The following is a 13,021-nucleotide window of genomic DNA, read 5'->3' as shown; positions in this document are numbered from 1 at the left end:
GGCGGCCCCGGCCCGGGTTCCGGGCGGGCGCCGGCGGTGGTCCGGCCCGGGTTCCGGGCGGGCGTCGGCGACCCCGACAATGGGGCCGTGCTGGAACTGCTGCCGGGGATCGGTGTGGAGCTGCCGGGCGGGGCCGGGACGCTCCGGTTCGGGGCGGGGCCCGAGGAGGCCCTGGCCCGGCTGGAGGCGGCCGCGCCCCGGACGTACCGGGGGCCGCAGTGCAGCTCGTTGACGCTCGCGGACTACTCCGAACCGCGCCACGCCCATGACGCCTGGTGCTCCGGCTACCTCCACCAGCCGGAGTGGAACGTCGTCGCCGAGTTCGACGGAGTCCGGCTGGCCCTGGACGGCGGGGGACCGGACGCGGCGGACCGGCTCGCGCGGATCAGGATCACGGGGGGACGGCCGGGCTCCGGCGCGCGGGGCCCGGGGGCGGTGTGGGACGGCGTCGACCTGTTCGGGCACCCCGCCGAGGAGGTGCTCGCCGTGCTTCCGGAACCGGTCCGGCCGCCGGAGGCCCGGGGGTGGGTGGTCGTGCCGCAGCTCTCGCTCCGCCTGGACGGGCAGGACGTCCCGGCCGGTGAGCCGTGGCGGGAACTGGTCCTGGCGGGGGACGGGAACGGAGGCTGGGAGAGCTGCTGCCGGGGACGGTTCGGCTGTGCCGCGGGCGGCGACGGCATGGTCGGGATCATGCTCTGACGACCCCGTACCGGGGCCTTTCGTCCCGTGTCGGGGCCCGCTCGTTCCGCGGCGGACCGCCCGCCGTTTCTCAGACACCGCTCATCTGCGGCCACTACCCTCCGGCTCCGACAGGCCCGGCCGGAGGCCGGGGACGCCGTGGGAAGAGAGGTACGGACGTGGGGCGCGGAGCTCAGTCGTTGGCGAGGGTGGCCGTGATCGTACGGGCCGGGGCCGCGCCGCTGTGGTGGCCCGGGCTGCTCGCGGCGGCGATCGGCGCGCTGGTGCCGGGGCTCACCGGGCGCCGGATCGGGCTGCTGGCCGGGGCGGCGCTGTTCCTGATCACCGCCGCCGCGGTGGCACTGGTGCGCGGCCGGCGGTACACGGCGCTGGCCGCGGCGGCCACTCGCGCCGGGCGGTCCGACTTCCTCCAGGACCGGGCCGTGACCGTGCGCGAGTGGCGGCGCGGGCACCGGTGGTGGCTGCTCGGGGCGTTCCTGGCCGCCGTCGCCAGCGCGTTCCTGCTGCCCGCCGCCGGCGGGCTGGTGCTGGCCGGGGCCGGGGCCGGGCTGTGGATCAAGGCCGTCCGGATCGGCCGGGCCGAGCACCGGGACGACGTCCTGTACTGGGTGCGGACCGACTGGACGGAGCGCGGACGGCCCGCGGGCAAGCGGGTCAAGGGGTACCGGACCACCGGACCGATGGCGGGGGACGCCGCGTTCGGCGGGGCGCCGCGCCGGAGCTGAGCCCCCGCGCGGACCCCGACACGATCGGCCCCGCGTCCGGGCACACCGGCGCGGGGCTGTTGACTACGAGTATTCAGACCTTCAGGATGTGAATAGAAGACTTACAGTCACGAGGAGGCGCCGCCATGTCAGGACCCCGCCCCGTACGGGCACCGCGCGGTACGGAACTGAGTGCCCTGGGATGGCAGCAGGAAGCCGCCCTGCGCATGCTGCAGAACAACCTCGACCCCGAGGTCGCCGAGCACCCCGACAAGCTCGTCGTCTACGGCGGCACCGGCAAGGCGGCCCGCGACTGGCGCTCCTTCGACGCGATGGTGCGCACGCTCAGGACCCTCAAGCAGGACGAGACGATGCTCGTCCAGTCCGGGCGCCCGGTCGGCGTCATGCAGACGCACGAGTGGGCGCCGCGGGTGCTGATCGCCAACTCCAACCTGGTGGGCGACTGGGCGAACTGGGAGGAGTTCCGCCGCCTGGAGGCGCTCGGACTCACCATGTACGGCCAGATGACCGCCGGTTCGTGGATCTACATCGGCACCCAGGGCATCCTCCAGGGCACGTACGAGACCTTCGCCGCCGTCGCCGCGAAGAAGTTCGGCGGGACGCTGGCCGGCACGATCACCCTGACCGCCGGGCTCGGCGGCATGGGCGGCGCCCAGCCGCTCGCCGTGACCATGAACGACGGCGTCGCGATCTGCGTCGACTGCGACCCGCGCGCCATCGAGCGCCGGATCGAGCACCGCTACCTGGACGTGCGCGCCGACTCCCTGGAGCACGCCCTCCAGCTGGCCACCGAGGCCCGGGACGCCCGCCGCCCGCTCTCCATCGGGCTGCTGGGCAACGCGGCGGAGCTGCTGCCGCGGATGCTCGCCGAGGGGGCGCCGATCGACATCGTCACCGACCAGACCAGCGCGCACGACCCGCTCTCGTACCTCCCGCTCGGCGTCGACTTCGACGACATGGCCTCGTACGCCGCCGAGAAGCCCGCCGACTTCACGCAGCGCGCCCGGGAGTCGATGGCCAGGCACGTCGAGGCGATGGTCGGCTTCATGGACGCCGGGGCCGAGGTCTTCGACTACGGCAACTCGATCCGAGGCGAGGCGCAGCTCGCGGGCTACGACCGGGCCTTCGACTTCCCCGGCTTCGTGCCCGCCTACATCCGGCCGCTGTTCTGCGAGGGCAAGGGCCCGTTCCGCTGGGCGGCCCTGTCCGGCGAGGCGTCCGACATCCACAAGACGGACAGGGCGATGCTGGAGCTCTTCCCGGAGAACGAGTCGCTGCACCGCTGGATCAGGATGGCCGGCGAGCGCGTCCACTTCCAGGGACTGCCCGCCCGGATCTGCTGGCTCGGCCACGGCGAACGCGACCGGGCCGGCGAGCGCTTCAACGACATGGTGGCGAGCGGCGAACTGGCCGCCCCGCTGGCCATCGGGCGCGATCACCTGGACTGCGGTTCCGTGGCCTCCCCGTACCGGGAGACCGAGGCCATGCTCGACGGGTCCGACGCGATCGCCGACTGGCCGCTGCTGAACGCCATGGTCAACGTGGCGTCCGGGGCCTCCTGGGTCTCCATCCACCACGGCGGCGGCGTCGGCATGGGGCGGTCCATCCACGCCGGACAGGTGACCGTCGCCGACGGCACGAAGCTCGCGGGCGAGAAGATCCGCCGGGTCCTCACCAACGACCCGGGCATGGGCGTCATCCGGCACGTCGACGCCGGGTACGACATCGCGGAGTCGGTCGCCGCCGACAAGGGCGTACGGGTGCCGATGAAGGAGGAAGGCCAGTGAGCCTGCCGTCCGGCGGCGCGGACACCGGGGCCGGCACGGGTGCCGGCCCCCGGTCCGGGGCGTCGTCGTTCCAGGAGATGTGGCGGGACCTGCTGCCGGTCGGCCGGAACCGGGACAGCGGCGGCTACCGCCGCTACGCCTGGACCGGGGCCGACGCCGACTGCCGCGCCTGGTTCCGCGCCCAGGCCGAGGCGCGCGGGCTCGCCCACGAGGTGGACCGCAACGGCAACCAGTGGGCCTGGCTCGGCGACCCGCTCGCCGGGGACGCCGTCGTCGCCGGATCGCACCTCGACTCCGTGCCCGACGGCGGCGCCTTCGACGGACCGCTCGGAGTGGTCTCCGCCTTCGCCGCGCTCGACGAACTCCGCCACAGGGGAGTGGAGTTCGTCCGGCCGCTGGCGATCAGCAACTTCGGCGACGAGGAGGGGGCCCGATTCGGCCTCGCCTGCGTGGGCTCCCGGCTCGCCGCCGGACAGCTGACCGCGGAGGCGGCCCACCGGCTCCGCGACGGCGACGGCGTCACCCTGCCGCAGGCCATGGAGGCGGCCGGGTACGACCCCGGGGCCATCGGTCCGGACCCCGAACGGCTCGCCCGCATCGGCGCGTTCGTCGAACTCCACGTCGAGCAGGGCCGCGCCCTCGACCTCACCGGCGACCCGGTCGGCATCGCCTCCGCGATCTGGCCGCACGGCCGCTGGCGGTTCGACTTCCGCGGCGAGGCCAACCACGCGGGCACCACCCGTCTGGCCGACCGGCGCGATCCCATGCTCACGTACGCCGAGACCGTGCTGGCCGCCCGCCGCGAGGCCGAACTCGCCGGTGCCGTCGCTACGTTCGGCAAGATCTCCGTCGAGCCGAACGGCGTCAACGCGATCCCGTCCCTCGTCCGGGGCTGGCTCGACTCCCGCGCCGCCGACCAGGCCGCCCTCGACACGGTGGTCACCGGCATCGAGCGGGCCGCCCGGGAACACGCCGAGCGGGCCGGGATCGACCTCGACGTCGTACGGGAGTCCTTCACGCCCGTCGTCGAGTTCGAGCACGCCCTGCGCGACGAACTCGGCAGGATCCTCAAGGGCCGCGGCGGCGACGGCCGGCCGGTCCCCGTCCTCGGCACCGGGGCCGGACACGACGCGGGTATTTTGTCCGCCTCGGTCCCCACCGCCATGCTGTTCGTGCGCAACCCCACCGGCGTCTCGCACTCCCCGGCCGAACACGCGGCCGAGGACGACTGCGCGGCCGGAGTGACCGCACTCGCCGACGTACTGGAAGGTCTCGCGTGCAGCTGACAACGGAACCGGCGGGCCGGTCCGCCACCGTGACGTACTGGCTGTCCCACGCCTGGCTCGGCACCCATGTCGAGCCGGGCGTCGCCCTGGACGTCTCCGGCGGGATCATCGCGGGCGTCCGCACCGGCGTCGCCACCCCGCCGCCGGGCGCCACCGTGCTGCGCGGACTCACCGTCCCCGGGCTCGCCAACACCCACTCGCACGCCTTCCACCGCGCCCTGCGCTCCACCGTCCAGGTCGGCTCCGGCACCTTCTGGACCTGGCGCGAGACCATGTACCGGGTCGCCTCCCGGCTCACCCCCGACTCGTACCACGACCTCGCCCGCGCCGTGTACGCCGAGATGGCGCTGGCCGGCATCACCGCGGTCGGCGAATTCCACTACCTGCACCACGCGCCGGGCGGCACCCCGTACGACAACCCGAACGCCATGGGCGAGGCCCTGATCGCGGCGGCGGGCGAGGCCGGCATCCGGATCACCCTGCTGGACACCGCCTACCTCTCCGCCGGATTCGGCAGGCGCCCGGGCCAGTACCAGCCGCCGGACCAGTACCAACTGCGGTTCTCCGACACCACCGCGGAGTCCTGGGCCGAACGCGCCTCGCTGCTCAAGGGCGGCGACCACGCCCTGATCGGCGCCGCCGTCCACTCCGTGCGCGCCGTGCCGGCCGAGCAGCTCGCCACCGTGGCCGCCTGGGCCGAGGAACGGCGGGCGCCGCTGCACGTCCACCTCTCCGAGCAGACCGCCGAGAACGACGCCTGCCTCGCCGTCCACGGCCGCACGCCGACCCGGCTCCTCGCCGACCACGGCGTCCTCGGCCCGCGCACCACCGGCATCCACAACACCCACCTCACCGACGAGGACATCGCGCTGATCGGCTCCTCGTCGACCGGCACCTGCATGTGCCCCACCACGGAACGCGACCTCGCCGACGGGATCGGCCCGGCCGTCGCCCTCCAGCGGGCGGGCTCGCCGCTCTCCCTCGGCAGCGACAGCCACGCCGTGATCGACCTCTTCGAGGAGGCGCGCGCGATGGAACTCGACGAGCGCCTGCGCACCCGGACCCGGGGCCACTGGACGGCGGCGGCCCTGCTGCGCGCCGCGACCGCCGACGGCCACGCCGCGCTCGGCCGGCCGGAGGCGGGCGTCATCGAACCCGGCGCCCCCGCCGACCTGGCGACCGTGGCCCTGGACTCCGTCAGAACAGCGGGACCGGTGCCCCGGCTCGCCGCCGAGGCGGTCGTGTTCGCCGCCTCCGCGGCCGATGTGCGGCACACGGTCGTGGCGGGACGGCACATCGTCCGCGACGGCCGGCACACGCTGGTCGAGGACGTCCCCGCGGCGCTCGCCTCGGCCATCGCGGCCCTGCACCGCTGAGAGCCCGCCGAGCGGACCCCGGCCGGGGGCCAACCGGCAGGTTCCGAGAGCCCGCCGGGTGACCCCCGGCCGGACGGCCACCCGCCGGACCCCGACACCCGCCCCCGCAAGGAGARCAACCACCCGATGACGACGACCGCCATCACCAACATCGCGAGCCTGGTCACCAACGACCCCTCCCTCCGCGCGGATTCCCCCCTGGGCCCGGTCCGGGACGCGACCGTCGTCATCGAGGACGACCGGATCGTCTGGGTCGGCGAATCGGGCGGAGCACCCGCCACCGACGACGTCGTCGACGCGGGCGGCCGGGCGGCGATCCCCGGCTTCGTCGACTCCCACTCCCACCTCGTGTTCGCGGGCGACCGCACCGAGGAGTTCAACGCCCGGATGTCCGGCCGCGCCTACAGCGCGGGCGGCATCAGGACCACGGTCGCCGCGACCCGCGCCGCCACCGACGACGAACTCTCCGCCAACGTCGCCCGCTACCTCGCCGAGGCGCTGCGCCAGGGCACCACCACCATCGAGACCAAGTCCGGCTACGGCCTCACCGTCGAGGACGAGGCCCGCGCCCTGCGCATCGCCGCCCGGCACACCGAGGAGGTCACCTACCTCGGCGCCCACATCGTCTCCCCGGACTACGCCGACGACCCGGCCGGCTACGTCGAACTGGTCACCGGTGCGATGCTCGACGCCTGCGCCCCGTACGCCCGTTGGGTCGACGTGTTCTGCGAGCGCGGCGCCTTCGACGGCGACCAGGCCCGTGCCGTCCTCACCGCGGGCCGGGCCCGGGGCCTGCACCCCCGCGTCCACGCCAACCAGCTCGGCCACGGTCCCGGCGTCCAGCTCGCCGTCGAACTCGACGCCGCGTCCGCCGACCACTGCACCCACCTCACCGACGCCGACGTGGACGCCCTGGCCCAGGGGAACACCGTCGCCACACTGCTCCCGGGCGCCGAGTTCTCCACCCGCGCCACCTGGCCGGACGCCCGCCGCCTCCTCGACGCGGGCGCCACCGTCGCGCTCTCGACGGACTGCAACCCGGGCTCGTCGTTCACGTCCTCGATGCCCTTCTGCATCGCCCTCGCCGTGCGCGACATGGGAATGACGCCGGACGAGGCGCTCTGGTCGGCCACCGCGGGCGGCGCTGCGGCGCTGCGGCGCACGGACATCGGCCGCATCGCCCCCGGAGCCCGCGCCGACCTGGTGCTCCTCGACGCGCCCAGCCACGTCCACCTCGCCTACCGGCCGGGCGTCCCGCTGGTCCACGCTGTCTGGCGGCGGGGCGAGCGCGTCCTCTGAGAGCGGCCCGGACCGCCGTGCGGCAGGTCCCTCGCGGCCAGGTCCCGTGCGGCCCGGTCTCCTCGCGGCCCGGCCGACGACCGCCCGGGCCGCCGCCTCCGGGAGCCCACCGGGCGCCCGTGCACGGCCCGGTGACGGGTCGTCGGACATGCGGAAGGACCCGCCCCTGCCGGGACGGGTCCTTCGTCGAGGGGTGGCGCTCACTCCTCCAGCGTCAGCCCTCTGCGGAGCTTGACCAGGGTGCGGGAGAGCAAGCGCGACACGTGCATCTGGGAGATGCCCAGTTCCTCGCCGATCTCCGACTGCGTCATGTTGGCGACGAACCGGAGCGAGAGGATCGTCCGGTCGCGCCGGGGCAGCGAGGCGATCAGCGGTTTCAGGGACTCGACGTACTCGATGCCCTCCAGCCCGTGGTCCTCGTAGCCGATGCGGTCCGCCAACGCGCCCTCGTGCTCGTCCTCCTCGGGCTTGGCGTCCAGCGAACTCGCGGTGTACGCGTTGCTGGCCGCCATGCCCTCGACGACCTCGTCCTCGGTGATGCCGAGGCGGTCGGCGAGCTCGCCCACGGTGGGCGATCGGTCCAGTTGCTGGGCGAGCTCGTCGCCCGCCTTGGCCAGGTCGAGCCGCAGCTCCTGCAGTCGGCGCGGAACGCGCACGGACCAACTGGTGTCGCGGAAGAAGCGCTTGATCTCGCCGATGATGGTCGGCATCGCGAACGTGGGGAACTCCACGCCCCGGCTGAGTTCGAACCGGTCGATCGCCTTGATCAGACCGATCGTGCCGACCTGGATGATGTCCTCCATCGGCTCGCTGCGGGAGCGGAACCGGGAGGCGGCGAACTTGACCAGGGCCAGGTTCAGTTCGACGAGCGTGTTGCGGACGTACGAGTACTCGTGGGTGCCCTCTTCGAGGGATTCGAGCCGTGCGAAGAGCGTCTTCGACAGCGCCCTGGCGTCCAGCGGCCCCACCTCGTCGTAGGGCGGGATCTCGGGAAGTCCTTCGAGGCCGTCGCCGTGGTCGGTGGCGACGGGGCGGCTGCCGGTGTCATCGGGGTGACCGGGGCCGCTGCCGGCGGTGCCGGTGGTGCTCGCAGCGGTACTGACAGTGGTACTGACGGTGCTGAAGGTGCTGCTGTTCCGCGGGCCGTCTCCGGCGTTCGCGGCAGGGGAGTCTGAGGGGGTCAGTCCTTGAGGACCTGCTGACGTCGCGTCGGGGGTACGCGGTCCGTCGAGCCGGGGTGACATGGTCTCCTCCATCGTTCTCGGCATATGGCTGCCGATGCCCATACGTGTTCCTGCGGTGAAGCGGCGCCTCCGAAGCCGGCCGTGTTTTTTGGGGTCCCTCTACCCTTACCCGTTACGGACGGACAGTTACAAGCGCCAATTGATGCTATATGTCCGGTTTATTGAGGTCTTTGGGTATCGCATGGCGCACAGAGCGCGTACTGTTTCAAGAACGTCAGAGACAGCACATACGGATCTGCGCACGCGGGGACGCGGCCAGTGACGAACGGCGAAGAGGGACGGGCATGGACCGCGGGACGGTCGGCAGCGCGAACCGGGGACGACTTCAGGTCGAGGTCCGGACCGAGGGACGCAGCGAGGTCGTGACACCGGTGGGTGAGCTGGATCACCACACGGCGGACCTGTTGCGGGAACCCCTGGAGCACGCGGTCGAGCAGGGGCGGGCGCGCCTGGTGGTCGACTGCTCGCGCCTCGAATTCTGTGATTCCACCGGGCTCAACGTGCTGCTCGGTGCCCGCCTCAAGGCGGAAGCGGCCGGGGGAGGGGTCCATTTGGCCGGAATGCTGCCGGTGGTGGCGAGGGTCTTCGAGATCACCGGGGCCGAGGCGGTCTTCACCGTCCATGACTCCCTCGAAGCCGCTCTGGACGGGTGATCGCGCCGCGCGATCGCGACCCGGGCACGCGGTCTGTTGCCCGTGTCACGCGATCCGCGCGGACGAAGCGGGTGTTGTCACGATTCGGCCGGGCAGAAGACATCCGGCGGAGCCGCGGGCGACCGGCGGGCTCCACATCCGTACCCGTACCTGTATCTGTACCTGAAACTGCGACTGTCACATTGTTTCGATGGCGACATGGTGAATCGGTGAGGTGAAGCGCTGATGAGCACCACCCGGCAGCATCCGCCGGGCGACCTCGGCCGCGAGCCGGAGGACGTCGGCGTGGACGCACACCCGGACGCGGGCGCCGGTGCCGCCTCCTCCTCCGGACCGGCCGAGTGGCAGTGGCACACCCTGTCGCTGCGCGACGTCGGCGGCACCGTGCCGACGGCCCGCGACTTCGCCCGCCGGGCGCTCCACGAATGGGGCTGGCTCCCCGCGTCCAGCGCCGACGGCCGGGCCGCCGCCGAGGACGTCCTGCTGGTCGTCTCCGAACTGGTCACCAACGCCTGCCTGCACGCGGACGGCCCCGAGGAGATGCGCATCGCCTGCACGGCGAAGGTGCTGCGGGTGGAGGTCGTCGACTCGGGCGCGGGGCAGCCCGCGCCGCGCACCCCGCACCGGGCCGGCCGGCCCGGCGGCCACGGCATGTTCATCGTGCAGCGGCTCTGCCTGGACTGGGGCGTCCTCCGGGTGCCCGGCAGGCCCGGCAAGACGGTCTGGGCGGAGCTGGCCGCCCCCGCGTAGGGCGCCGCCCGTACGCACCGCCCCTCAGGAGCGCGCCGGATCGGCGCGCTCTTTGTCTTCCCTCCTCAAGGTGCCGGGCGTACCTTGAGCGCCGATCTGATGTGTCGTCAGTAACTTGCGTCGGTGCGCCCGACCCACGGCGTGCGGCGGCTCCCGAGGATTTCCGACGACTTCCGGCGACTTCCGGCATGAGGGGAACTCAGAGGTGTCCTACCAGAAGCGAACAGCTCTCGCGCTGGCGTCCGCGCTGGCGGGCGCGGTGGTGCTGATGGCCGCGCCCGCCGCCCACGCCACGGTCGTGGACGTCGACTACAAGTGCAAGACCCCGATCGGCGACAAGAGCGCCGTGTCCCCCATCGACATCAAGAGTGTCAGGAGCGGCAGCGGCTACCGGCTCACGATGTCCTTCCAGAAGGGCGTCTCGTCCAGCCCCGTCGAACTGGGCAAGGGCGCGATGAACCCCAGCGCGGTGATCGAGGTGGGCGGCGCCGATCCGGGCCGGGTCCAGGTCTCCGGCCCGTCGAACTCCGCGGCGATACCCGCCAACACCCCCATCAAGATCAGCGACCTGTCGGGCACCTACACGCCGAAGAAGAGCGGCAAGGTCGACTTCACCGCCGGGGTGCTCACCATCAAGGCGCTGGGCACGACCACCACCTGCACCCCCGCCAACAACCCCGGCCCCTCGCTCCGGCTCGACGTGACGGCCGCCGGGGGCGGGGCTGTGGCTGACCCGGCGGGGACAGCGGCAGGGGGCGGGGGCGGTGGGCCACTAGGCGTTCCTTCCGGCCCCACACACCCGGCCCGGCCGCACCCGGCACGCCCGCACCCGGTACGCCCGCACCCGGCCCGACGAGCCCGGTACGCCCGTGCCCGGTACGTCCGGGCCCGCGGTCCATGACCCAGCCGCCGCCGTCACGCACCAGGGAGCCGCCCATGCCGCCGCCGCCGACGACCGGCCGCGCCGTCCGACTCGCCCTCGCCGTACTGCTGTGCGCCCTCGCCGTGCCCCCGGCGGCGGCCGCCGCTCCCCGGGCGCCGTCGCCCGCGAAGGACGCGTCGTGGACGGCGCGGCCCGCCGGGAGCGGCTCGGGCGGGAAGGGCGGCAGACCGTACTTCTACCTGGAGGGGGCACCCGGCAGCGTTCTGCAGGACCGGCTCTCCGTCACCAACCCCGGCCGCTCCCCGATCACCGTGCGCCTGCGCGGCACGGACGGGCCCGGGGCGAGGACCGTGCCGCGGCCGGGCACGGAGGGCGCGCCCGGCACCGGCCCCGGGGCCTGGCTGCGGGCCGCCGCCACCGAGGTGACCGTGCCCGCCCGCACCCGCGCCGATGTGCCGTTCACCGTCACGGTCCCGGCCGGGGCGGTGCCCGGCGACCGCTCCGGCGCGATCGCCGTACGCGGCGGCGGCCGCTCGGTGGAGGTGGGCCTCCGGCTGCGGATCGGCGGACCGGCCGTGGCCGCGCTCACCGTCGAGGACGTCACCGTGTCCGGCCGGACCATCCACTACACGCTGGTCAACCGGGGCAACACGGTCCTCGCCCCGCAAGTCGCCGTCCGGGCCGACGGGCTGTTCGGAACGCTGCTGCGGCGCGAGGCCCGCGCCCTGCCGGTGCGCCTGCTGCCCGGGCAGCGCCTCGGGCTCACCGAGCCGTGGCGGGACACCCCCGCGCTGGACTCGACGACCGTACGGCTGCGCGTCACCGCGGCGGGCGACGCGCACGGCGAGGCGACCGCCCACGCGGTCTTCGTCCCGTGGGCGCCGCTGACCGGCGGCGCGCTGTTCCTCCTGGCCGCCGTCGCCACCGGTGCGTACGCGTACCGGCGCGGGCGCCCGCGCGGCCGGCCGGTGGACGACGGGTGCCCGGTGGACGACGGGTGCCCGGTGGACGACGGGTGCCCGGCGGGCGGGGACCGGCCGGTGGACGGCGGACGGTTGCCGGGCGGCGACCGGTCCGAGCGGGACCAGCAGTACTCCGGGACGAGGCATTCGGTGCAGGCGGGAGCGGAATCGTGACGGGACAGGCCGGACCGGCGGCACTCCGGAGAGGCGGTCGGCGACGGACCGCGGCGCTGCTCGTCGTACTGCTGCCCGTGCTTCTGCCCGCCCTCCTGCTGCTCCCCGCGACCGGGGCCGGAGCGGCGGGCGCGAAGGCGACGACGGCGGACGCGAAGCCCGTGGTCACGCTCTCCGCCCGGCAGGCGGGCAAGGGCGGCGAGATCACCGTGAAGGGCCGGGGCTGGCGGCCGAACGCGTTGCTGATGATGCTGATCTGCGGCCGGTCCACCCCGGACCGAGGCGTGATCGGCGGCACCAACTCCTGCGCCAACGCCGACGGCCGGGCCGTCACCACCGACGCGAAAGGCGGCTTCCGCAAGAAGCTGCCGGTCGCCGAACCGCCCGTGCCCTGCCCCTGCGTGGTGCACGTCGCCACCGTCACCGGTGAACGGGCCGACGCCGACGCCGGGTTCGTCGTCGCGGGCCACCCGACCGCCCCGCTGCCGAAGGAGGGCACGGGCGGCAGGCTCGCGGTGCTCGCCACCGCGCGGCTGGAGGGCGACAGCGGAATCCTCACCTGGTTCGGGGCCCCGCCCGCCCGGCGCCTCGTCCTCACCGTGGGCAACCTCGGCTCGGCCCCGGTCGAGGACCCGGTCTTCGAGATCGGCACCGCGCACGGCGTCTTCGCGCCGCAGTGGGAGGAACGGCCGTGGCGCGGCACCATCGCCTCCGGCCGCAAGGCCCGGATCGAGCTGCCGGTCGAACTGGCCGCGGGCGCCCACGGCGACTACCAGATCTCGCTCAGGTACGGCGGCAAGGTGCTGGTCGAACAGCCGTGGGGGGTCGGCCGCCCCTGGGGGGTCACGCTCTTCTGGGTGCTGCTGTGCCTGGTGGTGCCGGCCGCCGTGTTCCGGATCGGCATGGCGGTCGTCGACAAGGTGCGCCCCCGTTCCTCGCGCGCTCCGGCCCGTACCCCGGCCCGCTCCCCACGCGCTCCGGCCCGCGCCGGGCGCCGCCGCCGGCCGCGGCCGACCGCCGCGACCGCGGGGCGCCGCGCGCCGGGCACCGCCACGAACCCCCCGGCCGGGTCCACCGACGACCCGGCCGCCACCACGGCCGCGCTGCCGTGGTTCACCCCCGATTCCGCACCGTCAGGGAACAGACCGACGACGAAGGGACAGTCGTGAGTACGCAACGGAGG

General features: G+C 74.2%; 12 protein-coding genes. 11 read left to right on the top strand and 1 reads right to left on the bottom strand.

Going from position 1 to position 13,021, the window contains the following annotated elements:
- Positions 1–87: 87 nt before the first annotated feature.
- From EAO76_RS25925 to hutI, 6 genes are all read left to right on the top strand, one after another.
- Positions 88–699 (top strand): hypothetical protein, encoded by a 612-nt coding sequence (locus EAO76_RS25925; RefSeq protein ID WP_148838311.1) that lies wholly within the window; start codon positions 88–90, stop codon positions 697–699.
- 158 nt (positions 700–857) lie between these two features.
- Positions 858–1,424, top strand: coding sequence for a hypothetical protein (locus EAO76_RS25920; RefSeq protein ID WP_262375745.1), 567 nt, complete (start codon positions 858–860; stop codon positions 1,422–1,424).
- Between the two features lie 125 nt (positions 1,425–1,549).
- Positions 1,550–3,211: a urocanate hydratase gene (hutU, locus tag EAO76_RS25915; RefSeq protein ID WP_148838310.1), complete on the top strand. Its 1,662-nt coding sequence runs from the start codon at positions 1,550–1,552 to the stop codon at positions 3,209–3,211.
- A gap of 2 nt (positions 3,212–3,213) precedes the next feature.
- A complete protein-coding gene (locus EAO76_RS25910; RefSeq protein ID WP_148838376.1) occupies positions 3,214–4,497 on the top strand; it encodes an allantoate amidohydrolase in 1,284 nt (427 codons plus the stop codon).
- Complete coding sequence (locus EAO76_RS25905; protein WP_148838309.1) at positions 4,488–5,873, top strand: formimidoylglutamate deiminase; 1,386 nt, start codon at positions 4,488–4,490, stop codon at positions 5,871–5,873. Before EAO76_RS25910 ends, EAO76_RS25905 begins: the two co-directional genes overlap by 10 nt.
- A gap of 126 nt (positions 5,874–5,999) precedes the next feature.
- On the top strand, positions 6,000–7,172 hold the full coding sequence (gene hutI, locus EAO76_RS25900; RefSeq protein WP_148838308.1) for an imidazolonepropionase: 1,173 nt from the start codon (positions 6,000–6,002) through the stop codon (positions 7,170–7,172).
- Positions 7,173–7,372: 200 nt separating this feature from the next.
- Here the strand turns inward: hutI and EAO76_RS25895 are convergent, their stop codons facing one another.
- Positions 7,373–8,416: an RNA polymerase sigma factor SigF gene (locus EAO76_RS25895; protein WP_148838375.1), complete on the bottom strand. Its 1,044-nt coding sequence runs from the start codon at positions 8,414–8,416 to the stop codon at positions 7,373–7,375.
- 284 nt (positions 8,417–8,700) lie between these two features.
- Between EAO76_RS25895 and EAO76_RS25890 the strand changes: the two genes are divergently transcribed.
- The 5 genes from EAO76_RS25890 (at position 8,701) to EAO76_RS25870 (ending at position 13,007) form a co-directional block, all read left to right on the top strand.
- Entirely contained in the window at positions 8,701–9,069 is a 369-nt protein-coding gene (locus tag EAO76_RS25890; protein WP_148838307.1) for an STAS domain-containing protein, read from the top strand.
- Between the two features lie 225 nt (positions 9,070–9,294).
- The gene (locus tag EAO76_RS25885) at positions 9,295–9,819 is read left to right on the top strand and encodes an ATP-binding protein (RefSeq protein WP_148838306.1); all 525 of its coding nucleotides are present in this window, start codon (positions 9,295–9,297) and stop codon (positions 9,817–9,819) included.
- A 205-nt stretch (positions 9,820–10,024) separates the two neighbouring features.
- Complete coding sequence (locus EAO76_RS25880) at positions 10,025–10,720, top strand: peptidase (RefSeq protein WP_262375744.1); 696 nt, start codon at positions 10,025–10,027, stop codon at positions 10,718–10,720.
- 35 nt (positions 10,721–10,755) lie between these two features.
- Positions 10,756–11,838: a hypothetical protein gene (locus EAO76_RS25875; RefSeq protein WP_187438798.1), complete on the top strand. Its 1,083-nt coding sequence runs from the start codon at positions 10,756–10,758 to the stop codon at positions 11,836–11,838.
- Complete coding sequence (locus EAO76_RS25870; protein WP_148838305.1) at positions 11,835–13,007, top strand: hypothetical protein; 1,173 nt, start codon at positions 11,835–11,837, stop codon at positions 13,005–13,007. The genes EAO76_RS25875 and EAO76_RS25870 overlap by 4 nt, the downstream gene beginning before the upstream one ends.
- The last annotated feature ends 14 nt before the right edge of the window (positions 13,008–13,021 follow it).

Source organism: Streptomyces sp. sk2.1, from assembly GCF_008120935.1.
In the GTDB taxonomy this organism is placed as follows: domain Bacteria; phylum Actinomycetota; class Actinomycetes; order Streptomycetales; family Streptomycetaceae; genus Streptomyces.
The sequence above is the reverse complement of the archived record's forward strand: the minus strand, read 5'-3'. Positions and strand labels throughout refer to the sequence as shown.